This window comes from Pseudomonas akapageensis (assembly GCF_011355085.1).
GTDB lineage: Bacteria > Pseudomonadota > Gammaproteobacteria > Pseudomonadales > Pseudomonadaceae > Aquipseudomonas > Aquipseudomonas akapageensis.
Genome location: NZ_VXCP01000006.1, coordinates 57253 through 80101 on the forward strand (window position 1 = coordinate 57253; position 22849 = coordinate 80101).

A 22849-nucleotide genomic window follows, 5' to 3' on the forward strand; every position below is an offset into this window, starting at 1 on the left:
TCAACCCTCCTTGACCAGGTCGAGATCGAGCAACACATCGCGGGTGGCGCTGTAGTAACGCACGTAACCGGTGCAACGGCAGATATGGTGGCCGAGGCTGTCTTCGATCACCTGTTCCATCTGGCTTTTCTTGATCGGCTGGCGCTGGAGCTTTTCCACCAGCACCGTGGCTGCGTTGACGAAACCCGGAGCACAGTAGCTGCACTGGAAGGCGAACTTGTCGACGAACTTCTGCTGGATCGGGTTGAGTTCAGTCACCTTGCCGCTTTCGTCACGGTGGGCGTGGCCTTCGATGGTGCGCACTTTCTTGCCGTCGAAGAAATGCGCACCGGTGATGCAGGTACGCACTTCTTCGCTGGTGCCATCGGGGTTGTCGACGATCACCACGCAGGCATGGCAGATGCCCTGGCCGCAGCCCAGGCGTGAGCCGGTGAGGTTGCGGTACTCGTGGAGGTAGTCAATCATCGGCAGATCATCGGGGACCTCCACTGGACCGACGGATTGACCGTTGAGGGTCAGTTGCAGCGGACGATTAGCCATTGAGGGCCTCCTTGATGCGCGCAGAAGTGATGGGCAGGTCGCGAACGCGCTTGCCGATTGCATGGGCCACGGCGTTGCCGATGGCGCCGGCCACCGGGATCATCACCACTTCGGCGATGCCTTTGGACGGGTCGCTTGGCGACAGGGGCGGGAGTATCTCCGAGGTCTGCTTCCAGACCGCGACATCCCGGGCGTGGGGCAAGCGGTAGCGGTTGAAGTTCCAGTCGCCTTCGCCCGGGCCACCTTCATACAGCGGCATTTCTTCGAGCAGCGCATGGCCGATGCCCATGGCCACGCCACCTTCGATCTGGCCTTTGACCAGCTCAGGTACCAGCACGCGACCACATTCGACCCAGGTGTGGTGGTCGAGTACTTTGACTTCGCCCGAGCCCTTGTTCACTTTCAGCTCTACCAGGGTCGCCACCGGGCTGTAATAGGTCACGGCCGCATTGTTCAACTGCGTGACCGGGTACGCCACGTTCTGGCGGTCGAGCAGGTGGAAGCCGGCGCTGTTCATTTGCGCCTTCTTCACGTTCGGTGCGCCGTCACCGTATTTGACCGCCAGGCCATCGAGGGGCAGGCGCTCGCGCACGCCATCGATGGTGAACTCGGACTCGGCCCAGCTCCAGCGGTTGAAACCGTGCACGGTGGCGCCGGTTACCAGGCCGCGCTCGTGGGCGCGCTTGGCGAGCATGGCAAAGGGCAGGGGCTCCATGCCATTGGCGGTGAGCTTGCCGTCGACCCAGTGGGCGTCTTCGCGGCGCACCACATAGGGGTTGGCCTGGCCGCCGTACGGGCCTTGTCGCCAGATTTCCAGCGCCGCCGGCCACAGGCCGTGGTTGAACAGCACGCGCGCCGCTTCGCGGGTGGCGTGGCTGAAGTAGTAGGCCGAGTTGGTGGCCGAGGAGGCCGATGCAATCTTGCCGACCCAGCGCGGATTGCGCAGGACGTTGTCCTGTTCGGCCTGGCTCATGATGTACGGGTTGCCGCTGGTGGTCAGTTGCAGCTCGCTCCAGTCGGTGACGCCGGTGCTGACTTCATTGGCCGGGTTGCCGAGGAAGTCGGCGACCACCAGGGCCTGGGAGGTGGACATGCCGGTGCCCAGCTCGATGCCGATATGACGCAGGGTAATGTGCCCCTCGGCGGTGTATTCGATGCTGGCCATGGGCGCTTCGGAGCCGGTACCGAAGTCTTTCTGGCAAATGGCGAAGCCGACGCCGTACCAGTTGTCCGGGTCCTGCGCGTCGAACTGCTTCTTGCGCGCGTCGCGGTTTTTCCAGATCTCGTTGGCGCTGGCCTTCTCGAGAATCTCGTTCAGGCGCAGGGCACCGGCAGGCACCGCACCCTGGGTGTTCTTCATGCCCGAACGCAGGACGTTTTTCTTGCGCAGATCGATCGCGTCAATGCCCAGGCGCCCGGCAATTTCGTCCACCATCATTTCGGTGGAGGCCATGCTTTGCAGGGTGCCGTAGCCGCGCATGGAGCCTGCTTCGACGCCGCGCGAGTGGTAGGCGGTGGCCTGCAGGTCGCTTTGCGGCATGTAGTAGATCGACTGCGCCGCCGTGGCGCCGACCGCTGCCACCGAGGCGCTGTAGTTGATACGTCCGCCACCGTCGACATCCATCTCGGCACGGAAAATCTTGAAGCTGTGATCCTTCTTGTCCACGGCCAATTGGTAATGGATATCGAAAGAGTGGCGCTTGATGCCGCTCTGGAACTGCTCGTAGCGGTCATTGGCCAGGCGAATCGGCACACCGGCGCCGTACAACGCGGCCAGGGCTGCGTAGTAAACGAAGATGTTGTGGTCCTTGGAGCCGTAACCCACGGTGTAGCCGGGGTGCATGTTGAGCTTGGCCAGGCCGAAACGCGACGGGGCGATCATCTTCGCCGTTTCGGTGGCGGCCTCGACCGGGCACTGGGTGGCCACGACGAAGTGCAGGGTTTTGGTCGCCGGGTCGTACCAGCCGTTGCCGTTGTCCGGCTCCAGGGCCGCAGGTTCGATGGACGGGGTCTTGTAGCGCTCGTCGAACACCAGCCAGTCTTCGGGCGGGGTCTGCAGTTGCTGTTTCATGCGCTCGGCATAGAACATCCCGCGCTCGTTCAGATTGCCATGCAGGTCGGGCTGGGAATTCCACTCCGGGCGACGGTTGCGGATCATCGGGAACAGGATCGAATCCTTGAGGCTGGCGAATTCGTCTTCGTCTGCCGAGGTCGGGCCGCCAACACGCACATAGCGGAAGCTGCCATAGGGTTCGCCCTTGTAGTACGGCACCTGGGCGCCGTAGCGGATGGCCTTGTCGTTGAACTTGAGTTTGCTCTTGGCCTGGCGGTAGCGTTCGAAATCATTCCAGATCAGGATTGCGACGGGGTGGCCGATGAACATGGGCACCTTGCCTGCGGGCAGCAGCGGGTCGGGTGCGTGCTCTTCGGGGAAAACGATACCGTCCTTCTGCAGATCGTCGGCCGTGACAATTCGGTCAGGCTGCAACTCGGCGCCGAGCCAGGACAGGTCGTAACCGTCATAGATGCGGTCGGCGCGCACGGTCTTGAGCAGCATGGCGTGGCCTTGCTGCTGCGGCCAGCCCGGCATGTCCTTGGCACGGATGTCGCGGGCAAACACCTTGCTGCCGCAGACCTTGGACAATGCGTCGTTGCGAAAACGCGCCTGGCCGTTATTGCCCAGCCACTGCTCGGACGGCACGGTCACGCTGTTTTCCATCAGGGCGGCCAGCGCCTGGCTGCTCAGGGGCGCCAACGTCACGCTGACGCCGGCAACCAACCCGCCCTGAAGGAATGAGCGTCGGGATATTTCACGGTTGGACATGGATCATCCTCTGGACGGTAGTGAAATCCGCCCATGTCGTTATGTTCTTGGAAACTTTAGGTCATGCGGGGGCCCTTCCCGAGAATGCGAAGGGCTGAATTCTGACGGAATAAAGTTGACCTGAAGGTTAACTTTATCGAATTTTGACGCCCAAGGCAAAGTAATAGCAGTCTAGACCTGCTCGATCGGCCCCGATGGCAGGCCGATCACAGGTAGTCTGGAGAGGGGGGCAGGCGAACTTATTGATTCTTTGCTATGCGGAAGGTCAAGCGCACTTCGGTTCCGCTGTTAACCCGGCTGGTCACGCTGATCTTTCCGCCAAATCGATCCATGATGCGTTTGACCATCACCAGGCCTACGCCCAGTCCGCCTTGCTTGCTGGTACAGAACGGCTTGAACAGCATTTGCTGCTGGTTCTCGGTCATGCCCTTGCCATTGTCCCTGAGGGTGATGCTGAGTTTCCTGCGCAGTGCATCCGGTTCAATTTCTATTTGCAGCCTGCCGCCCTGAGCCATGGCCTCCACGGCATTGGACACCAGGCTGTTGAGCACCTGCGAGAGCAGCACCCGGTGGCCAACCACGACGGGGGCTGCGGTTGCCGTGAATTCGACCAGCACGTTTGCCTTGCGAATCTGTGGCTCGAACGCATGCAGGGTTTCGAGAATGGCTTCCAGCGGGTCGACCTCTTCGTTGGAACCTTGCAAGGGGCTCGAGGCCAACAGCAGGTCACGCACCCACTTGGACATGCGATCGACCTGGCCGATGATATCGGTGATGTTTTTCTGCACCGGCGGGTTGCCGAGTTCCTGGGCAAGTTCGGCGCTGGAGCGAATCGTCGCCAGGGGGTTGCGCAGGCTGTGGGCAACCGCGGCGGACATCTCGCCGAGAGCGACGAAGGTTTCGTTCTCGATCAACTGACTTTGCTGGGAAACCAGCAAGCCGGAGGCGCGGCGCACGATCCAGTACAAGCCCAGGTAGATCATCGCGCCGCCGAAGGAGGTGGCGAGCCACATCAACACATAGCCGCGCTTGGTCCTGGCGATCAGGTCCGAGGGTTCCTTGTAGATTTCGAGGGTCGCCACGGCCTTGCCGGCCGAATTGAGCATCGGAATGTAGTTTTCGATGAACAGATTTTCCGGCTTGCGCAGGAACTGCTGCTCTTCGCGGTCATTCTGCACTTCATGGTAGGTCGCGAAGATCCGTTCCTTGGATTGGAATGACTCGTCCAGCTCATCGTCATCCTCGAACTTCTGGCCGATCAGTGTGGGATTGCTCGACCAGATGACGGTGTCGTCGGGCGCATAGATGGAGATCAACAGCGAGTCGGGTTGCTTGGCGATATGTTTGATGTGATCGAGGAACTCAATGCGCGCCTCTCGCCGACTCTTCTGTATCTCGGCAGGTAGCCCGACGTCGTCTCGCGGATCGAGCACTTCCCCCATCTGCATATTAGGCAAGTTGTGATGACTCACCTCCGCCGCAGCCATGGATTGAATGAACTGAGCTGTCAGTACCGCATCGCGCTGGATGCTTTCGTTGACCACGAAACGGGTGGCGATGAAGCCAAGCCCCAGGGCGACGAAGGTAATGATCAGGAAGCTTGCCAGCGAGAACCAGCGCAACAGGTTGAACTGCACCGTTGTCGAGGTGACTTCCTTGCCGGAAAAATACTTGCCCAAGCTGTATGTGAGGCTCATGGAGAATTCTCGTTTGTGATTAACGCTTTAGATAGCGCAAGAGGCCCCATTGCCTCCCATCACCGGCTTCAATTAGCCATTAGCCTAGCTGACGTTTTTTTGTTTGCAGCCGACTAATTCGGGCGATCATGGAATTTCATGCAAATGCCATGCGCAGTCGAGAATGCCAACCAGTTACCCCCCAACGTCCACGTCATTATCATGACCGACGAGCTGAAAGCGGCACCGCGCTGGCGCCGGGTTCACCGTCAGTGTCGCCAACACCGTGAAGGGATATTTTCGAGGTTTCCGGCAGAGCCAGGCCGCCCGCCAGCGCCAGCAGCGCGATCGCCATCAGATAGAAGGCCGGCGACAGATTGCTGCCGGTCCGGGTGATCAACCAGGTGGCCATCAGGGGGGCCGTACCGCCAAAGATCGTATAGGCCAAGTTGTAGGTGATGGCCGACGCGGTATAGCGCGTGCGGGTCGGGAAGGTTTCGGACAACAGCGCCGCAGTGACCACGCCGCAGAGCACCGCGCCGATCGCCAATAGCAACACGCCGATGATCGAGGCCACGAACGAGCCGGAACTGGCCATCAGGAACGCCGGGTACACCACCAGGATCAGCAACGTACAGGCCGAAACCACAGTCACCCGACGCCCGACCTTGTCTGAAAAGGCACCGGCCAGCGGGCAGAACGCTGCGGCAAACACCAGGGCAATCACCGAAATCAGCAGCGCGGTCGCACGACTCAAGCCGCCGGCAACCTGCAGGTAGGTGGCGAAATAGGTGGTGAACATATAGAAGGACAGGGCGGTCAGGGACACGAACGCCCCCAGGCAGCAGATCGCCGCACCATGGTTGCTCAGGGTTTCGCGCAGCGGCGAATGGGCGACGGCATCGTCCTTGGCAACCGCCTTGAATGCAGGCGTCTCATCCAGCCGCCAGCGCAAATAGAGGCCGACAATACCCAACGGCGCGGCCACCAGGAACGGCACGCGCCAACCCCAGCTGCTCATCGCCTCGCTCGTCAGCGATGCTTCCAGCGCATAGGCCACCACCGCTGCACAGGCGAACGCGGAAAAGGTCGAGACCGGTACGAAACTGCCATACCAGGCGCGTTGTGTACGCGGGGCATGTTCCATCAGATAGGCGCAGGCCCCGGCGTACTCACCCCCGGCGGAAAAGCCCTGGGCGCAGCGTATGAGTGTCAGCAACACGGGCGCCATGACGCCGATGGCCGCATAGGTCGGCAGCAGTCCGATCAAGGTCGTGGCACCTGCCATCAGCAAAATGGTCGTGGCCAGGGCTTTCTTGCGCCCGATCCGGTCGCCGAGCATGCCAAAGAAGATCCCGCCAAGCGGCCGGAAGGCGAAGGCCACGGCAAACACCGCGAAGGTTTTCAACAAACCGGCGCTGGGGTCGTCGCTGGGGAAGAACTGCAGGGCGATGGTGGTGGCGAGAAAACCGTATACGGCAAAATCGAACCATTCGACAAAGTTGCCGATGGCCGCCGCGCAGATGACTCTTTTCAAAGTGGCGGGATCGACCCGCTGCATGTCCGTGGTTGCCATACCGACTTCTCCTTGCGCGTGATCGATAGTCGATTATCGGCAGGGCGGGCAGGTGAAGTAGCCGGAAAGCGGCGTTCACGTAGTCAGGGGCGAACAGAAAGGGCTTCATCGCTGGCAAGCCAGCTCCCACAGGAATATGAGGCGCACGTACTTTCCCTGTGGGAGCTGGCTTGCCAGCGATGCAGGCGACGCGGAATCAGACTTTGGCCAGCTCACAAAACCGCAGACGATTGCCAAACGGATCCGCCACCTGCAGCTGCCGCCCCCAATCCAGTACCTCGATCCCGGGACGAGCATAGGCATACTGCCTGGCCTCCAGTTCACGGTGCAGGGCATCGATATCCACCACCGGCACGAACACCGTCGAACCCGGCGTGGCGTCGCCATGATGCTCGCTCAAGTGCAGCACCAGGTCGCTGCGCCGAACCTGGGCGTAAAGCGGAAAGCCTTCCTCGAAACGATGCTCCCAATCGAGGGTGAAGCCGAGGTAGTCCAGATAGAACTCCTTGGCCTTGGCAACCGAGAAGATCCTGATGATAGGGATGGCGGCAGACAGGTTCATGACGCTCCTTGCAGTAGTTGAAGTCATTCCCACGATCCGTGGTGAGAATGAATCTTAATACGTAGGATACATGGCGTCAGTGCGGATTGATGTCATTCATGCGCATTTTTTCTGAACATCCATCGCGGTCGTATTCAGACGTGCGTAGAGGTCCTTCGGGTTTTCCAGATCAGGAACCAGTTCGATGTCACGACCGATATCGCACGCCTGGGCTATGCGCAGGACATAGCGCAGCGCTGAATAGTCCTCCAGTGCAAAGCCGACCGAGTCGAATAGTGTGACATCATCAGCATGTTCACGGCCTGCCTCCTGGCCATTGACCACGCGCCAGAATTCAATGACGGGTGAATCGCCGGGCATCTGCTGAATTTCGCCCTCGATGCGGCTTTGCGGTTCAAATTCAACGATCACCCGAGAGCGCTCTACGATGTCAGGGTGCAGTTCAGTCTTGCCCGGGCAGTCGCCACCCACGGCATTGAGGTGCATACCGGGCTCGATCATTTCCGGGGTGAGGATGGTTGCGTAGGCCTTGTCCGCCGTTACCGTGGTCACGATGTCGGCACCTCGCACGGCCTCGCCGGTCGAGGTTGCAATGATGAGGTTGAGCGCCGGGAAGCTCTCCAGATTTTTTGCCAACTTGGCGCAAGCCTCGGGATCGATGTCGAACAAGCGAATCTCGTTGATCCCCATCATTGTATGGAAAGCGATTGCCTGGAATTCGCTCTGTGAGCCGTTGCCAATCAGGGCCATGGAGCGTGAGTCGGACCGCGCCATATAACGCGCAGCCAACGCCGACGTGGCCGCCGTACGGATGGCAGTGGTCAGTGTCATTTCACTGAGCAGGACCGGTTTGCCTGTGTCCACATCGCCCAATGCGCCGAACGCCATCACCGTCAGCATGCCGCTCTGGGTGTTTTTCGGGTGGCCATTGACGTATTTGAAGGCATATAGCGAGGCATCGGAGACCGGCATGAGTTCTATCACGCCTTCCTTTGAATGGTTGGCCAGGCGTGCGCATTTATCGAACTCATGCCAACGAAGGTAATCTTCACGAATGCATTCGGCCATTTCCGCCAGGCACGTCGTCAGGCCTTTATGGGCTACCAGTTGGCAGAGGTCGTGGACATCAATATAACGAGTCATGGTTTCATCCTTCGGATAAATGCGGTGGTGGGTGCATTGATGGCGTTTTCAGGGCAGCCGCCAGCGCCACACCCTTATGGGTGTAGGTCGTTCAATGCACCGAAGCGTTTAGAGTTTTATAAAGAAATCCGGCAAGTCAGATATCTTTCGATAACATCAGGTTTGCACCTTTTCGATTGAGAATACAAAGGTAGACCAGCCCCGTCAGAATCCAGATGCAACCGAGCTTTTGTGCATCCAGGCCCATGTTGTACATGATTGCACTGGTGATGATGAAACCCATGACTGGCGATATCAGGTGGAATAAAACATTGCCTGACTTCTGCCGACGCCAGTGGTAGTTGATCACCGTCAGGTGCAGGATAATAAAACCACTCAAGGCGCCGAAGTTCACCAATGAAGTCAGGGTGTCGACGGCATTGATAAACAAGTAGCAGATCACCAGAGACAATATCGCGACGAGGTAAATGCTCAGGTGGGGTGTGCGATATCGGGGGTGAACCTTAGCCAGGATTTTTGGCAGTTTCCCATCCCGCGCCATCCCGAACAGTAACCGGGAAACGGCGGCCTGCGATGTGATTGAGACCGCCACGCCCCAGGCCAGGGCAGTCGCGACAGCCGTCATGGATGCCAGCCAGTCGCCACCGGCGATGGCGGCAATTTCATAGAACGCCGTGTCGGCGGAAGTAAAGCCCATACCCGCTGCAAGATCTGCAGCAAGCCATGTTTGCGCCACGAAGATCCCGCCCATGATGAGCAGACTGATGAGTGCGGCTCTGCCAATGTTGCGTCCGGCATCGCCCTTGGTTTCTTCCGCCAATGTTGAAATGGCATCGAACCCGAGAAAAGAAAGCACCGCAATCGAAACCGCCTGCATCATCAAGGCAAAATTGAAGTTCGAAGGGTTGTACAGTGGCGCCAGTGTCAATTGCCCATTGCCGCCGCCTGCGTGCAGTGCCTTCCAGGCACAGGCGAGGAAAATGCCCAGCACCACGAGCTGCGCCAGCAGGAACAGGATGTTCATGCGGGCTGTGAAAGTAATGCCTCGCAAGTTAACCAGAGTAGCGCTGATCAGAAAAACGAATATAAACGCAAACTTCGGAATTTCCGGGTAGAGATGGTTAAGTGCCATGGCGGCATATATGTACAGCAACGGCGGAATCAGCAAGTAATCCAACAACAGCAACCAGCCGGCAAGAAAGCCAACGTTAGGGTGCAAGCCCCGCTGCGCATAGGAGTAGACTGAACCGGCAATGGGAAAGGCGCGGGCCATGCTGCCGTAACTCAAGGCAGTGAACAACATGGCAACCATGCCAATGATATAGGCCAGCGGAACCATGCCGGGGGCTTCCTGGTTCACATACCCATACACGCCAAAAGGTGCAATGGGAATCATGAAAACCATCCCATAGACCACTAGATCAGCAAGCGACAAACTGCGCTTCAATTCTTGTTTATAACCAAACTCTTCGATAGCCATGACACGGTACTCCGTAAGCGAGTAAGGCGAGCGTTCAGTCTTCGGCTGCTGACAACGCGGCGACTGAATCACGTTTTTGAACCCGGCAGGTTAAAAAGCGCCCAAGCGGTTTTTTTATAGTTGTATTACCGATTTACCAAGCAACAGCGGTTACAGCAGTGGAGCCAAGGCGTCTGACCATGTCTGAATGGCTTGCGGTGTGCGCAGCAAGTCGTTTCTGACCTCGATCAGCGCAGCATCCATGCCGCGGTTATCGCCATGAAAGGGGACGGTCATGTCCTCCAGTACATTGATTTCATAAGGCTGGTTTGCCGCTACCTTCAGTCCTTGCACCGCCAGGCCCTCGATCAGCCGTTGCGAATAAGCCTGCGCACGGGCGTACAGCACGCCGATTTCCAGGGTTCGAGGTTTGCCGAAGTACGTCGGGGTGAAGCTATGGATGCCGACGATCCGTGCGACTCGACCTTTGGCAACCCGGGCATCGATCAACTCACTCAGCTTGTGGTGGAAAGGAGTGAACAGACAGTCTCGCCGATACTGGCGAGTGGCTTCATCCAGATGTTGATTGCCTGCCACCTCGTATATTTCGCTGCGCTGCGGAATGCTGTCTGGTGCCTGAAGTGGTCGATTCAGGTCAATCAGCAGGCGCGAGTAGTTTGCCGATATCAGCGTCGCGCCGAGTCTTTGCGACAAGTGCAGGGCCAAGGCCTGGGCGCCGATATCCCAGGCAATATGTTCGCCTGCTGCCTCGATGCTCAATCCCAGGCGTTGCAAGGCTGCAGGCATGAACGGGCTTGCATGCTCGCACACCAGGATTACCGGGTGTTCGCCGTCCTCCTGGCTTACCGTATACACCGGTTCCGTGTACAAGCCATGCTCTGGGGTTTCAATAAAGGCGGGCATAGTGGTCACACAGTTCGTTGGGCGTGAAGTGCTCTGTCGATTTCAGCTCTTGAGCCTTGATCGCGAAGTAAGCGTCCATCATCAGTTTTGGCAGCGCTTCGAACAGTTCCGTGCTCTGTCGCAAGCATGCAAGCGCTTGGGCCAGTGAGCCGGGCAGGGCGATGATGTTGCGCGATTGGCGTTGTTCGTCGGTCAGGGTGTCTGGCTCTTCATCGGTGGTGGCGTTCAAGGCCAGCTTTTGTTCAATACCCAATCGTCCAGCCATCAGTACTGTGGCCATGGTCAGGTGTGGTGAAGAAGTTGCATCGAGCGGGCGAAACTCCAGGTTGTACTGTTTGGCCGGTGATTTGCCACCAATGGTGATCGTCGGACAAATGCGCAGTGACGCTTCGCGGTTGCGTTGGCCAAGACAGGCGTACGATGCACTCCAGTGGTGGGGTTTCAAGCGCAGGTACGAAATCGGTGTCGGCGCACTGAAGGCACACAGCGCCGGCAAGTAATGCAACACACCGGCCGCCCAATGCTGTCCCAACGTGGATAAGCCATTGGCATGTTCGGGGTCATACATCACCGGGTTGCCGGCTTGATCCTGCAGGCTGATATGCAGGTGCACACCGTTGCTGACACCGTGCTCTTCAAGCTTTGGCGAGAAGCTGATATCCAGGCCCATCTGCCGGGCGATTTCGCGGGTAATCTCACGAACGTTCACCGCCCGGTCGGCGGCGGCAACACCTTGTGTGGGTCGGCAAGTGATTTCGTATTGTGCCTTGCCGTACTCCGGCAGGAACATTTCCGGCTCCACCCCTGCGGCCCTCAAGGCACTGAGCAACCAGCCCCCAAAGTTGGCCGCGTGGTGCTGCGCGCCGAGGGAGAATGCCCGGTGCGATGGCTGCGCATTGAGCTCGCCGAGATTGAATTCGTGTTCGAATGCTGCCGTTACCTCCAGCCCCAGTTCGTCGTGGTAGCGCTGGACTTCATTGCGCAGCAGTGTTCGTGGGCACGCCGCCCAAGGTCGGCCATCGGTTTCGCAGATATCGGCGTGAATGAAATCCAGGCCTGGCGCATTGGCGTCGGGACCGTTGGGTACCTGAACGCGAGTGCTCATGTCCGGAATCAGCCGCAGGTCGCCGTATGCACCCCAAGGGTTGTCGCTGGCCACTACATCCTGAGGCGTGAGCGCGCTATTGGCCGGTACCCAGCCACAACCGCTGGTTTGGTAGCTCTCCAGTTCGTCGGTGGGAAATGACCGGCCGCGGGTGATGCCAATCAGGTCGGTGGTGACGATTGTCGTCATTGCGGTGGGCGTAATCAGGCCATTGTCAGGAGTGGGCCGGTTCATGCTTGCATCTCCTGCAGGCGCTTGACGACAGTGTCGGTGTCGGTGATCCAGCAATAGCCTTTGATCGCTTCAAGGCACGCCTGATGTCGGGTGGCTGTGTAGGTGGCACAAGCGTCTTCGACCAACGTCACCAGATAGCCGCGATCGGCTGCGTCACGAACCGCCATGTCCACGCATTGATCGGTGACGATCCCGGCAATGATCAGATGACGGGTTTCCAGATTGCGAAGTACGTAATCGATGTTGGTCGAGTTGAAAACGCCCGATGACGTCTTGGGCAGGATCACCTCGTTTTCATCTGCGGCCAGTTCGTCAATGATGCCGGCGGGGTAACTGCCCTTGGGCAGGTGCATGTCGGACAGCTTGTGATCCAGAGAGCGATCGCGGCCATCGGCGGTGAGGCTTTCGATGATGGTGTGGAGCACATTCTGGTTGGCTTCGCGCATCGCCTTGAGCAGCCGTTGCTGGTTGGGAATGACCTTGGCCTGGGTACGCGTCAGAAAGTACTCCGCTTGCGGGCCCTGCAAATGTGGATCGAGTTGTGGGTCCAGCCAGGCACGTTGCATGTCTACCAGCAACAGTGCGGTATGGCCGCACACATAAGGCAGGTCACGCGGCGAGTGATGAGGGAGTGTAAACATTATTATTTTTCCTCGAGGAGGTGGGCGGCGAAACCGGTGCGCAGCTTGTCGATGCCTTCCAGGCGATCTTCCAGATCAGAGCTGCGTACTGTGAGAGCGGCAATCAAGGCTTCTACTTGTGCGAGTGCGGGCACCATCGTGTCGAATGCAGAGATGGATTCAACCGGGGCGCTGATGACCAGGTCGGCGAGTTCGCGCAACGGCGAGGCGTAGATGTCCGTGAAAAGTACGATGCGTGCACCACGAGCCTTGGCTGCGTTGGCGACACGCAGGGCCTGGGTTTGATAGCGGCGGTAGTCGAACAGCAGGACGATGTCCTGGCGTTGCAAGTCGTACAGGCGGTCCGGCAGTTGGGCATTGTCTTCCAGTGCATGACAACCCGGGCGCAACAGGCGCAGGTGACTCACCAGGTAGCCGGCCAGGAAGCTGCTCAGGCGTCCGCCAAAGCAATACAACTGGTGTCGAGTGTCGAGAATCCACTCCACCAGTACCCTTACATCTTCAGGCTGGGTCAGTGCCTGGGTTTCTTGCAGGGTGCGGCTGCTCTCATTCAGATAGCTCGTCCAGGCATCGTCCTGGGATGAGTGGGCACGCGGCTGCAAGAGTGTGACGGGGGACCGCAGGCGATGGTCCATTTCACTGAGCAAGGCGTCCTGAAACTCGGCATAGCCACCGAACCCCAGCTTCTTGACCAGGCGCACAATAGTCGGGTCGCTGACGCCGGCATGTTCAGCCAGCTTGGCCATCGGCCCCAACCCGCTGCGCGGATAGTGGTCGAGTAATGCGCGAATCACCTTGCGTTCGGACGGCGTTGGGTTCAGCGCAACGTCCGTGAGTTGTTCTCGCAAATTTGTCATGTGGGCATTTCTTGTAGGTATGTTTGATTTGCTTCAATTCGATGAAAAAAAGTATATGTGTAGTATTCACTACAGTCCAGTTTTTTTCGACACGGTTGCTCGATTAGCTCGATCAAGTATAAAAATACTATTGCTATCAAATAGATAGAGGTTTTCTGGCGCGGAGTTAAGGGGCCGTGCCTTCTGCTATGAAACCACCGCGCCACGAGCCAGCAACAACTCCCGCAACACCGAACGGTGGCAATGACGCTCATCGTCGCAGTAGCAGCCGATCGCCATATGCGTCTGGTGAGAGAGTGCTGCCAGAAGATCGAGCAGTTGGCGGGCCGCCGGCTCGTTCATTTCGGCCCGGAACTTTTTCACGAAGATGGCCCAGGATTTTTCATCTGCCGACGCTTTGGCATCCGCGACCAGCGCAGCGCTGGGCGACAGCACGGGTAACCAGATGTCGTAGAAGTTCCGGCTTGCGAATTCGGCTTTCGGTACGCCTCGCGGTGGTCGACGCACAGTACCCAGGCGCAGGCCTTCGTTCGCACTGCGTGGCGATCCCAATTGAACGATATGAATGGTCATGGTCATTCCTTCGTCGCAATTTCATTCGAGGCGCTGGCGCAGCGATCAGGGTAATCGCTGCGCCAGACTTGCGTGCAAGGGTTATCCCTTGGCAGCAGGGGCGTGCTTGTAGACTAGTGCAACGCCAGCCAGAATCGCCAGCATGCCGATCACGCTGAGCCCGGACAGCACATTACCCAGAAACAGGTAATCCATCCCCGCCGTTACCGCTGGCACCAGGTAGAACAGGCTGGTGACATTGACCAGGTTGCCGGCGCGAATCATTCGGTACAGCAGCAATTGCGCCAGCACCGAGATCACCAGCCCCAGCCAGAGTGCTGGCGCGATGAAGCCGATGCTCATTTCGAACTCGATCGGTTGCACGGGTACGAACGCCAGACAGGCCAGCAGGCTGATGCCATATTGCAATGGCAGGACCTGGATAGGTGACTGCTGGATGCGCTTCTGCAAGATGGCCCCGATGGTCATGCACGCCAGCGCTGCCAGCGCGAACAGCATACCGGCGGGGGCAAAGCGCGACACCACGAGGCTCTGGTAAACCACCAGCACCAGGCCACCCAGGGCGACAAACAACCCGCCCAGGCGCAGGGCGTTGAAGCGGCGCTCGACCAACAGCAGGGTGAGGATCGGTTGAATGCCCAGCAGGGTAGCGATCAGGCCGGGGGTGATGCCATGGGCCATGGCCTGGAAGTAGCAGATGGCGTAGCTGCCAATCAGCAACAGGCCGGTTGCGCCGACGCGCCGGCGCGTGCCCCGGTCCGGCAACCATTGTCCGGCGTTCAAGCCGAAAATCAGCAGTACACCGAAGGCGAGGGCGAAGCGCACGATCAGCAGCGCAAAGGCCGAACCGTGGTCCAGCCCCCAGCGAGTGAAAATCGCCGCGCTGCCCCATAGCAGCACAAAGAGCAGCATGGCCCCGTAGGAGGCCAGTGTGGATTTGTTCCATGTCATGAAAAAATCACCTGTCGGAGGACAACAGGCTCCAGCACCATGCCGGGCGCACACGCGCACGGAAAACGGCAGGTATTGAATGCTGGAACCGTGAAACGGGCCGGTATCAGCCCGGGATGGCAACCAGTGGCGGCGGGCATACGCCTGCTGCTACCACTGCAACATCCACGACAGACGAGGTGTGTGGGGGAGGCGTGGCGCACAGGCGAACACTGGCGGTAACTGCCAGGTTCGATACATCCAGGATGTGCGCTACGAAATGAGGGGTCATGAGAGCCTTTCCATTGCCCGATGCGGGCAATTGCCGGCTGAACGTAACATGCTTTTTTGGAGATGTCACTTTGCTGCGCGTCGCCGGAGGCATTCCCACGCTCTGCGTGGGAATGCAGTACCAGACGCTCCAGCGTCGCGTGGGTGATTTACAAGTTTCGAGCCGGAATAACTTTAACCGCCCTGGCTTTCATCAGCAGGAAATAACTCAACGCAGGCACGACCAGTCCCACCACCCAGGCCAGGTCAACCCCATCCAGCGCCGTGGCCACCGGCCCCACATAGAGCGTGGTGTTCATGAACGGTATCTCCAGCAGGATCGCCACCACGAAACTGCCGCAGGCAACGCCGTTGACCCGCCCGTAGATGCCGTTCATGTCGAAGATGTCTTCGAGCTGGTACTGGCCCTTGCGCAGGCAGTAGTAGTCCACCAGGTTGATCGCTGTCCAAGGGATCAGGAAGTAGCTCATGAAGAAGATGAAGTTCAGGAAGAACGCTATGAAGTCATCCTGGCTGATGGTGCACAGCGCCGTGGCGATCAGGCTGATGATCAGCATGAACAGGCCGCGTACCCGTGGGGTGACGCGCAAGCGGGAGAAGGGTTCGATCACGGTGATGGTCGACATGAACGCACCGTACAGGTTGAAGACGTTGATCGAGACCTGGCCATAGACGATGAAGGCGAATAGCAGTACCGCCGCCGCACCGAACAACCCGGCGACCTGGCTGCCGACATTGCTGGCGAAATCCGGGATGGCGACGCTGAGAATCGCGCCAAGGATCATCATCCAGGCGCCGCCGCTGACGGTGCCGGCATAGCTGTACCAGAACACCCTGGACATCGGCGTGTCGGTGGGCAGGTAGCGCGAGTAGTCGGCCACGTACGGGGCATAGGACAACTGCCAGGTCACCGCGATGCTGACCGCCACCAGGAACTTCGACAGCGAGAAGCCGGTCGCCGCCCATTGCTCGGCGGGGATCGGCAGGCTCAGCGCCAACAGCGTCGCGGCGATGAACACCACCAGCGACAGGATCGACAACCATTTCTGCAGGCGGTGAATCAAGCGGTAGCCATACAGCGCCACACCGAAGCACAGCGCACCGATCATATAGATGTTGGCATTGGCTGAAAGCGGGCTGACTGACGCCACGGCCTGGGCCGCGAGCAGGGTATTGCTGACGAAGAAGCCCAGGTAGATCAGCATCACGAACAGCAGCGGCAACACAGCACCGATCACGCCGAACTGGGCACGGCTCTGGATCATTTGCGGGATGCCCAGCCTTGGCCCCTGAGCCGAGTGCGAGGCCATGAAGATGGCGCCGAGCAGGGAGCCGAGCACGATAGCCAGGGCGCTCCAGAACAGGTTCAGGCCTATCACCACCGGCAGCACGCCGGATGCGATGGTGGTGATGTTCATGTTGGCGCCGAACCAGATGAAGAACAGCGAACCGGGTTTGCCGTAACGTTCGGCTTCGGGAATGAAATCGATGCTTCTTTTTTCGACTTGCATGGCGATCACTCCTGGGCCTGGCGGAGAAGGCGGGACTGCAGGCGCGCGATGGTGCCTTGCAGTTCATGGGGTTGATGGGCGAACTGGTCCGGGTGCTCGGGGGCGCAGCTGATGTAGTCCTGGTTGTCCAGGGCGCGCAGGAGTTCGGCGCAGGTCAGCAGCTCCAGCGAGTAGACCCAGTTGGCCATGATCAACAGCGCCGAATAATGAGCGGCGAGGGTGGTCGTGGTGCAGGCATCGGTGAGCAGGCGAATGCGATAGCCCAGGGCGAAGGCGTCGTACACCGTGGTGAGGACGCAAACGTCGGTGAGCACGCCGCCGACGATCAGGGTGTCGACGCCAAGTTGCTTGAGCTGGGCGTCCAGATCGGTCTGGTGGAAGGCGCTGTAGCGGGGTTTGTCGATAACCCGGTCATCCGGTCGTGGCGTCAGTGCCTCGATGATCTCCACCTGGGCAGTGCCGCTGCGGTAACCGGCAGGGCCGTTGTCGACGGCCAAGGGTTCGCCGGGTGCAAGGTTGCTGCCATCGGCCTGGTTGATGTGGCGGGTGTAGATCACCGGAATCGCTAGATGGCGAACGGCGTCGAGGACGATCCGGGTATTGGCCACGACACGGGAGAAGTTCTCGAGCGCGAAGCCATCTTCCTGTTGCATGTCGATGATCAAAAATGCGTTTTTATTTTTCATGGGCAAAGCCTGATCAAGGTTGTCGAGCACGGCGAAGCCGCGCGGTCGGCAAAAAGGTGCAGCTCAGGGATTGCTCAGGAAATTATCGACCAGAAGCCGTTCTGCTTGGCCGAGACGCTGGCGCGCAGGCGCTTGAGTTGGACGTGCGAGGTGCTGGCGTTGGCGCACAGGTAGGCCAGCTCGGCACCGGGCAGGAGGGGAGTGGCAGGTGGGTTGAATCGATTGTTCATGGTGAGCATCGACCGTTGTTTTTGTGTTTTTTTGAGCCCGCTTCGCGGGCTATCGCGGGCAAGCCCGCTCCCACAGGAGATCGCGGTGCATGGAATAACTCTGTGGGAGCTGGCTTGCCAGCGATGAGGCCAGCAAGACCTATACAAATCCAGGGCTTTTATCGAAAAGCCGGCACCACTTCCTTGATAAACAACTCCAGCGATTTCTTCTTCTCGGCATGGGGCAAGCTGTTATCGCACCAGAAGCTGAACTCATCCACGCCCAGTTCCTGATAGTACTGGATGCGTTCGATGATTTCTGCCGGCGTGCCGATCATGGTGTTCTTGTGGATGTTCTCCAGTTCGAACTCCGGGCGGCCAGCGAATTTTTCTTCCGGGCTCGGATCGAGGAAACCATTGACCGGTGTCTGCTTGTTGCCGAACCAGGCGTCGAAGGTGCGGTAGAAGCGCGAGATGGCCTTGGCCCCGACTTTCCAGCCTTCGGGGTCGTCGGCGCTGTGGACGTGGGTGTGGCGCAACACCATCAGTTGCGGCCGTGGAACGTCCGGGTTGTTGGCCAGCGCCGCTTCGAACTTGTTCTTCAGGTCCAGGACTTCTTCGTCGCCTTTCATCAATGGAGTGACCATGACGTTGCAGCCGTTGGCAACCGCGAAGTTGTGCGAATCCGGGTCGCGGGCCGCGATCCACATCGGCGGGTTCGGCTTCTGGATCGGCTTTGGCACGCAGGTGGACGTGGGGAATTTCCAGATATCGCCGTCGTGGGCGTAGTCGCCTTGCCACAGCTTGCGCACCACCGGGACCATTTCACGCAGGTGATTGCCGCCGGTGGCTGCAGGCATGCCGTCGGCCATGCGGTCGAATTCGACCTGATAGGCGCCACGGGCCAGACCGACTTCCATCCGGCCGTTGCTGATCACATCGAGCAGGGCGCATTCGCCGGCTACCCGCAGCGGGTGCCAGAACGGCGCGATGATGGTACCGGCACCCAGGTGGATGGTCGTGGTCCTGGCCGCCAGATAGGCCAGCAGCGGCATCGGGCTTGGCGAAATGGTGTATTCCATGGCGTGGTGTTCGCCAATCCAGACCGTGCTGAAACCACCGGCTTCAGCCATCAGGGTCAATTCGGTCAGGTCTTCGAACAATTGGCGGTGGCTGACTTGCTCGTCCCAGCGCTCCATGTGCACGAACAAAGAAAACTTCATGACGCATTCCTCGGATCTTTTGTTATCAGGAGCGCAGGCTGCGCGCTTCTATTGGTATACCATAATACATTAACGCTGCAAAATCTTCGTCACCCAGCCGATCAGGCAAACGCCGGCAGCGCGGCCATCTTCCCGCGGCAGTAGACCAACGGACTGCTGGCCTGCTCGGGCACGATCAGGTTCTTCACCGCGCCGACCATGATGGCGTGATCGCCGCCTTCGTATTCACGCCACAATTCGCATTCGATGATCGCCGTGGCGTTGGCCAGCAGCGGGTTGCCCAACTCACTGAGGGTCCATTCGATGCCCTGGGCCTTGTCCTTGCCTTTGCGGGCGAAGGCATAGGCTTCGTTCTGTTGTTCACCGGAAAGGAAGTGGATGGCGAAGCGCTTGTTCCTGATCAGCACCGGATAGGAATCGGAGCTGTAGTTGGGGCAGAACAGCACCAGGGCCGGATCGATCGACAGGGAGCTGAAGGCGCTGGCGGTCAGGCCGACGATCTGGCCGTCGTCGTCGAGCGTGGTGATCACGGTGACGCCGGAAGGGAAGGAGCCCATGACTTGCTTGTAGACGTTTGCGTCGATCATCGGATGGTCCTCGGTATGACGGGCGGCTTTGAGCGCGCTTTTTGTGTTTGGTGTGTCTGATGGTATACCGTAATACGTCTTTTGCAAGCGCTTTTCAGGCAAGGCGACGAACGCCGTGTTTCTGCCTGGCGACTAATGAATTCAAGGGTTGCAGCTGTCAGCAAGGGCTAACGGTGGGTCAGGCGTGCGGATCAGTTCGTCGTGTAATGGCCGGATCAGTCTTGTGAAAAGTTTGGAATACCATAATATGGGATTCATCTGAGGGGCTGCCTGACAGCTTCCTGGTTTGGCTTCATACAAAGACAAGAACTGACAAACTCGAGTTATAGCCCATGTCCCAGACGTCCCAGCAAAACCAGCTGATAGAGAACCATACGGTCGATTTCGTACCGCTTGCCGAGCGTCACGGCAAGGCCAGGGATCTCTTTACGCTGTGGTTCAGTACCAATATCGCGCCGTTGCCGATCGTCACCGGTGCGATGGTGGTACAGGTGTTTCACCTCAATCTGTTCTGGGGGCTGATTGCCATTGCCCTGGGGCACATGATTGGTGGCATTGTCATTGCCCTGGCTTCAGCCCAGGGGCCCCGGATGGGGATTCCGCAAATGATCCAGAGCCGCGGTCAGTTCGGTCGCTACGGCGCGTTGCTGATCGTATTCTTTGCGGCACTTATCTATGTCGGTTTCTTCATCTCCAACATCGTCCTGGCCGGCGAATCGATTCACGGCATGGTCGAATCCGTACCGCTACCGGCGGGTATCGTGCTCGGAGCCTTGAGCGCCACGGCGATCGGGGTGATCGGTTATCGCTTCATTCATACCCTCAACCGTATCGGCACCTGGGTGATGGGCAGTGCCTTGCTGGCCGGCTTCGTCTACATCTTCGGCCATGAATTGCCGGCGGACTTTTTCAGCCGCGGCGGTTTCAACCTGTCCGGCTGGCTGGCGACGGTGTCGCTGGGGATTATCTGGCAGATCAGTTTTTCGCCTTATGTTTCCGACTATTCGCGTTACCTGCCGAGCGATATCGGTATCGCCAGGCCGTTCTGGGCCACGTATTTTGGCGCGACACTGGGGACCATCCTGTCGTTCAGCTTTGGTGCTGTAGCCGTATTGGCGACCCCGGAAGGGACCGAGGCCATGGCGGCGGTCAAGCAGTCGACCGGTGTGCTCGGTCCGGTGCTGATGGTGCTGTTCCTGCTCAACATCATCAGCCACAACGCGCTGAATCTATATGGCGCCGTGCTGTCGATCGTGACCTCGATCCAGACCTTTGCCGGCAGCTGGACGCCGAGCATCAAGGTGCGGGTGGTGTTGTCGACAGTGGTGCTAGTGGGTTGCTGCCTGATGGCACTGAGCGCTTCGGCCAATTTCATCTCGCATTTCATTGGCCTGATTCTGGCGCTGTTGCTGGTGCTGGTGCCCTGGGCGTCGATCAACCTGATCGACTTCTACCTGATCAAGCGTGGCCGCTATGACATCGCCTCGATCTTCCGTGCCGACGGCGGCATCTACGGACGTTTCAACCTGCACGCGATCGTGGCCTATTTCATCGGCATTCTGGTGCAGTTGCCGTTTGCCAATACGTCGCTGTATGTGGGGCCTTATGCCAACTACATCGAGGGCGTGGATTTGTCGTGGCTGGTGGGGCTGGCGGTGACCTGTCCGCTGTATTACTGCCTGGCGACTCGGGGGCGGTCTGTTGTAGAAGCGAGCCCGACTGCGATGGCGACATCTCGGTAACTAAGGTACACCGCGATGAGGCCCCCATAAAAAAACTCCCACGTCTAAACGTGGGAGCAAAGTGGGAACTGCAGGAGAGTGAAACACTTGCTCATTGTTGCAAAACGGTGGCCTGGTTGAGGTTGCCGGTTTGCTGGACATCGGCGTTCATGCCGCTGCTGCTCTGGGTGACGTTGGCTGTGTTGCCCATGCCATTCTGATTGACGAACGCCATGTTGACGCCATCCGATTGTTTGACGATTGCGGTGTTGTCCCCGCCGCCGAGCTGATAGATATAGCTGAGGTTGCTGCTGCCCGACTGATCAAGCTCGACCTTGTTGCCAGCGCCGTAGGAGGAACCTTCGGCAAGGTTGCTCGTACCGTGCTGGTCGGCGACCAGGATGTTGTCGGTACCGTTCTGCTCGAAGTACAACTCGTTATAGGCTTCGCTCTGCTTGACGTTGGCGGAGTTGCCGCTGCCATTTTGATCGATCTGGGTGGCCTGGCCGACATCCTCCTGCTTGAGGGTGATGGTGTTGCCAGTGCCGTCCTGGTTCAGTACGGCGATCTGGCTGTCGCCGAACTGGCCACCATGCTCATTCTCCGGACCTTGCCAGTCGCTGGCGTAGATCTTGTTGTCATCGCCTGTGGTGGTGATCACCAGGCTATGGTTAAGGCCGGTCTGATAGGTCAAGGCATTGTTGCCATTGCCGTTCTGGAACAGGTTGGTGACTGAATTGCTCGATTCGTACTGGTCGGCGTAGATGGCGTTGGTGTTACCGATTTGCATGATCGTTGCCAGGTTGCTGCTGCCATAGCTTTGGTCGACGATCGTTTCGTTGGTATCACCGTTCTGCTCGACGCTGGCACGGCTGTTGCCCAATTGGCCATCCTGCCAGACTTCGGTGGAGTTGAAGTTGCCAGTCTGGTTCACGAGGACAATGCCGCCATCACTACTGCCCTGCTCGGCATAGGCCCAGTTGCCCTGGTCATACTGGTTGATTTCGATATCGCCATTTGTGTGGTTCAGGTGCTCGGCGGTGGCATAGCCGCTGTCACCGTACTGGTTGATCCTGGCGTTGTTTGCGCCGCCGAACAGCTGTTCGACATTGGCTTCGTTGTAGCTGCCGAGCTGGATCGTCTTGGCGATCGAGTCGAACTGACTTGCCTGCATGACGAAGGAGAAGTTGCCGGAGTTCTCCTGTTTCTGCAGGACCTCGTTGTTGGTGCCCGAGGATTGGCTGGCGTGGGCAGTGTTGTAATCGCCTTTCTGTTTTTGCTCGATCTTGCCGGAGTCTTCCTGCATCTGTTCGGCGTAGCCCGCGTTGTAGGTGCCTTCCTGGTTCTGGTCGATGAGGTTGTCGGTAACGGTCTGATAGGCGGCGGCATTGTTGCCTTCGCCATCCTGGAATTGAAGGGTGCTGGCCAGGTCGGCGCCGATCTGTTGCACGTCGGCGATGTTTTCGGCACCGAACTGGGTCTGTAACGAGTCACTCGTGGCAGCCGGGGTCTGGGTGCTGGCCAATACCAGCACAGCGGCAGCGAGGGGGTTGAGTTTGAACATGGTGTTGCCTCCT

Annotated in this window: 21 protein-coding genes; 1 reads left to right on the forward strand and 20 read right to left on the reverse strand. The window is 58.9% G+C overall.

Annotated features, from left to right (window positions below; translation table 11 throughout):
* The 19 genes from F2S13_RS05780 to F2S13_RS05870 all read right to left on the reverse strand — a co-directional run bounded on the left by F2S13_RS05780 (window position 1) and on the right by F2S13_RS05870 (window position 19551).
* Window positions 1–540: a (2Fe-2S)-binding protein gene (locus F2S13_RS05780; protein ID WP_166359515.1), complete on the reverse strand. Its 540-nt coding sequence runs from the start codon at window positions 538–540 to the stop codon at window positions 1–3.
* Window positions 533–3364, reverse strand: a complete 2832-nt coding sequence (locus tag F2S13_RS05785) for a xanthine dehydrogenase family protein molybdopterin-binding subunit (RefSeq protein ID WP_166359516.1) — start codon at window positions 3362–3364, stop codon at window positions 533–535. The genes F2S13_RS05780 and F2S13_RS05785 overlap by 8 nt, the downstream gene beginning before the upstream one ends.
* A 239-nt stretch (window positions 3365–3603) precedes the next feature.
* Window positions 3604–5061, reverse strand: coding sequence for a sensor histidine kinase (locus F2S13_RS05790; RefSeq protein ID WP_166359517.1), 1458 nt, complete (start codon window positions 5059–5061; stop codon window positions 3604–3606).
* Between the two features lie 199 nt (window positions 5062–5260).
* Entirely contained in the window at window positions 5261–6616 is a 1356-nt protein-coding gene (locus F2S13_RS05795; RefSeq protein ID WP_166359518.1) for an MFS transporter, read from the reverse strand.
* Between the two features lie 196 nt (window positions 6617–6812).
* Window positions 6813–7178, reverse strand: a complete 366-nt coding sequence (locus F2S13_RS05800; RefSeq protein ID WP_166359519.1) for a glyoxalase superfamily protein — start codon at window positions 7176–7178, stop codon at window positions 6813–6815.
* 96 nt (window positions 7179–7274) lie between these two features.
* Complete coding sequence (locus tag F2S13_RS05805) at window positions 7275–8321, reverse strand: ornithine cyclodeaminase (RefSeq protein WP_166359520.1); 1047 nt, start codon at window positions 8319–8321, stop codon at window positions 7275–7277.
* A 136-nt stretch (window positions 8322–8457) separates the two neighbouring features.
* Entirely contained in the window at window positions 8458–9801 is a 1344-nt protein-coding gene (locus tag F2S13_RS05810) for an APC family permease (protein ID WP_166359521.1), read from the reverse strand.
* Between the two features lie 150 nt (window positions 9802–9951).
* Window positions 9952–10704, reverse strand: a complete 753-nt coding sequence (locus F2S13_RS05815) for an N-formylglutamate amidohydrolase (RefSeq protein WP_166359522.1) — start codon at window positions 10702–10704, stop codon at window positions 9952–9954.
* Complete coding sequence (locus tag F2S13_RS05820) at window positions 10688–12043, reverse strand: glutamine synthetase family protein (protein WP_166359523.1); 1356 nt, start codon at window positions 12041–12043, stop codon at window positions 10688–10690. Before F2S13_RS05820 ends, F2S13_RS05815 begins: the two co-directional genes overlap by 17 nt.
* Window positions 12040–12684, reverse strand: coding sequence for a cysteine hydrolase family protein (locus F2S13_RS05825; protein WP_166359524.1), 645 nt, complete (start codon window positions 12682–12684; stop codon window positions 12040–12042). The genes F2S13_RS05820 and F2S13_RS05825 overlap by 4 nt, the downstream gene beginning before the upstream one ends.
* Before the next feature lie 2 nt (window positions 12685–12686).
* Complete coding sequence (locus F2S13_RS05830; protein WP_166359525.1) at window positions 12687–13541, reverse strand: MurR/RpiR family transcriptional regulator; 855 nt, start codon at window positions 13539–13541, stop codon at window positions 12687–12689.
* A 186-nt stretch (window positions 13542–13727) separates the two neighbouring features.
* On the reverse strand, window positions 13728–14114 hold the full coding sequence (locus tag F2S13_RS05835; RefSeq protein ID WP_166359526.1) for a DUF488 domain-containing protein: 387 nt from the start codon (window positions 14112–14114) through the stop codon (window positions 13728–13730).
* Between the two features lie 81 nt (window positions 14115–14195).
* Window positions 14196–15065 carry a DMT family transporter gene (locus F2S13_RS05840; RefSeq protein ID WP_166359527.1) on the reverse strand — a complete coding sequence of 290 codons (870 nt, stop codon included), beginning with the start codon at window positions 15063–15065 and terminating at the stop codon, window positions 14196–14198.
* Window positions 15066–15171: 106 nt separating this feature from the next.
* The gene (locus tag F2S13_RS05845; RefSeq protein WP_166359528.1) at window positions 15172–15336 is read right to left on the reverse strand and encodes a hypothetical protein; all 165 of its coding nucleotides are present in this window, start codon (window positions 15334–15336) and stop codon (window positions 15172–15174) included.
* 148 nt (window positions 15337–15484) lie between these two features.
* Window positions 15485–16846, reverse strand: coding sequence for a purine-cytosine permease family protein (locus F2S13_RS05850; protein ID WP_166359529.1), 1362 nt, complete (start codon window positions 16844–16846; stop codon window positions 15485–15487).
* Between the two features lie 5 nt (window positions 16847–16851).
* Window positions 16852–17532, reverse strand: a complete 681-nt coding sequence (locus F2S13_RS05855) for a cysteine hydrolase family protein (protein ID WP_166359530.1) — start codon at window positions 17530–17532, stop codon at window positions 16852–16854.
* A 74-nt stretch (window positions 17533–17606) separates the two neighbouring features.
* Window positions 17607–17762 carry a hypothetical protein gene (locus F2S13_RS05860; RefSeq protein ID WP_166359531.1) on the reverse strand — a complete coding sequence of 52 codons (156 nt, stop codon included), beginning with the start codon at window positions 17760–17762 and terminating at the stop codon, window positions 17607–17609.
* Window positions 17763–17920: 158 nt separating this feature from the next.
* Entirely contained in the window at window positions 17921–18964 is a 1044-nt protein-coding gene (locus tag F2S13_RS05865; RefSeq protein ID WP_166359532.1) for an LLM class flavin-dependent oxidoreductase, read from the reverse strand.
* 101 nt (window positions 18965–19065) lie between these two features.
* The gene (locus F2S13_RS05870; RefSeq protein ID WP_166359533.1) at window positions 19066–19551 is read right to left on the reverse strand and encodes a flavin reductase family protein; all 486 of its coding nucleotides are present in this window, start codon (window positions 19549–19551) and stop codon (window positions 19066–19068) included.
* A 332-nt stretch (window positions 19552–19883) separates the two neighbouring features.
* Here F2S13_RS05870 and F2S13_RS05875 point away from each other — a divergent pair, with 332 nt between their 5' ends.
* A complete protein-coding gene (locus tag F2S13_RS05875) occupies window positions 19884–21293 on the forward strand; it encodes a purine-cytosine permease family protein (protein WP_166359534.1) in 1410 nt (469 codons plus the stop codon).
* 91 nt (window positions 21294–21384) lie between these two features.
* Here the strand turns inward: F2S13_RS05875 and F2S13_RS05880 are convergent, their stop codons facing one another.
* The gene (locus tag F2S13_RS05880) at window positions 21385–22836 is read right to left on the reverse strand and encodes a curlin (RefSeq protein WP_166359535.1); all 1452 of its coding nucleotides are present in this window, start codon (window positions 22834–22836) and stop codon (window positions 21385–21387) included.
* Window positions 22837–22849 lie beyond the last annotated feature (13 nt).